Source organism: Marinomonas arctica (genome assembly GCF_003259225.1).
GTDB classification, from domain to species: domain Bacteria; phylum Pseudomonadota; class Gammaproteobacteria; order Pseudomonadales; family Marinomonadaceae; genus Marinomonas; species Marinomonas arctica.
In genome coordinates, this window is record NZ_QHJF01000057.1 from 1 (window position 1) to 1,617 (window position 1,617).

1 protein-coding gene and 1 pseudogene are annotated in these 1,617 nt (G+C 41.6%); both read left to right on the forward strand.

The features are described from left to right. Window positions 1-614: pseudogene (locus DK187_RS20655) on the forward strand (hypothetical protein); the annotation flags it as partial. Continuing rightward, window positions 611-1,573, forward strand: coding sequence for a PoNe immunity protein domain-containing protein (locus DK187_RS20660; RefSeq protein WP_111609186.1), 963 nt, complete (start codon window positions 611-613; stop codon window positions 1,571-1,573). The pseudogene DK187_RS20655 and the gene DK187_RS20660, both read left to right, overlap by 4 nt. Window positions 1,574-1,617: the final 44 nt, after the last annotated feature.

Consider the following 1,617-nt stretch of genomic DNA (forward strand, 5'->3'; position numbering starts at 1 on the left):
CGCTAAAGAAATCCGCAGATGAAATTAAACACCAAGCGGATGAATTGGATGATGCCTACAAAGCCCTGCCAGATGGTAAGGTAGTGCATCAGATTGATGACAGTGTTATTAAGATTCAGCCAAGGATTATTAAAGCAACCAATGCTCAAAAAGGAATATTTGGTGAGATCATTAGTGATAATTTGATGATCAACAAAGGCTTTGAAAATCTGTTGCCCACAGATCGACAGCTTAGAAAAATGACGGATACACCAAGAGGTCGTGGCCTTGATGGCATTTATAAAAAACCGGAAGGTTCTGGGCCACCACCTTATGTTGTAACAGAAACTAAATACAAAACAGATTCGGGTAAATTTATAGACAGTGATGGTGTGGCAAAAAGTTCCGCTTTGAGCACCACCAAAGGCTCTCCAGGTTTACCCGGAGCTAAGCAAATGAGTGATGATTGGATTGAGCCTCGCTTAGAGACCGCATTAGATAATGATAGTCTTTCAAGGCGCATTGTTCGCAGTGGCTATGATAGGTGGCTGATGATCGTAGACAGCTCAGGTGAAGTGGTTAACATTACAGAGTTAGATGAAGCCGCAAAAAGTATTAGAAAGGTAATTTTATGATAACTGATGAAATAGTGTTTGACCAAAATAGACGAGAACCATTACTTAAACCTGAAATATACCAGAAAAAAAATGCTTTTTTCCAAGAGGACATCACTGAAGACTATGAAATCATAAATGACTTAGGTCGTGAGCTTATTCATCGTTCCAGGGTGAGTTGGAGTGTTACACGTCACAAGTTCGAGCAGGCCACTCTTGAATATTCCGCAGGTAACGATTTAGTAAGTTGTGAATCCCTTATGCATAATGCGCTAGATGAATTGGAACGTCATAAAACACAATTTCCACACAAATCCTTTTTTTACTGGGAGCCTGACTCATTCCAGTTTTTACTTAGATCAATGAGCTTTGCGGTGTTATCGGGAAAGCCAGATGCTCTACAAACCATTGTGCGTATGTTGGGTAAAAACCCTCAGGATAATGACGATCCTTTATTGAGTATTCTACTGGCTCGCTTGGGTTATATTGGCTTGCCTCGTTTGGAGCATCTTGGTTTTCCTAAAGTGTATCAACACCTGTACGATGCCATAAAAGGCGATGGCGTTAGCCCAACAAAAGAAGAGCGTCAAGAAAGCCTTACTCAATACCTGCGTGGTTGGTACAAGGGGATGAAAGACTGCTATTGGTATAACACTCACAAGAAATCTGTCTTTGTGGGGTATTGGGCGTTTGAAGCGGCCTTAGTGACTTTGTTGTATGACTTAGACGATAGCGGCTATTCGCATATGCTTTATTACCCTAAAGACCTCGTGGCTCATGCTCGTTCTCAGGGTTATACTTCGCTTTTTCCCATGTCAACGCCTAAGCATTATATTGCGTTTCCTAACGAAGCCGCGCCTGTAGAGGGTGTGTGGCAATGTAACTTGACCGATGAAGAAGTAAGCCTAAAAAAAGGTGAACGGTTACCCTCTAAAACGGAAAATGAAAATGAGCATAAGCTCTTTTGGGTGAGCGAATAACAGCGCCTTTAAACCTGTCTTGTGTACTTAATCACCTTGTAAAG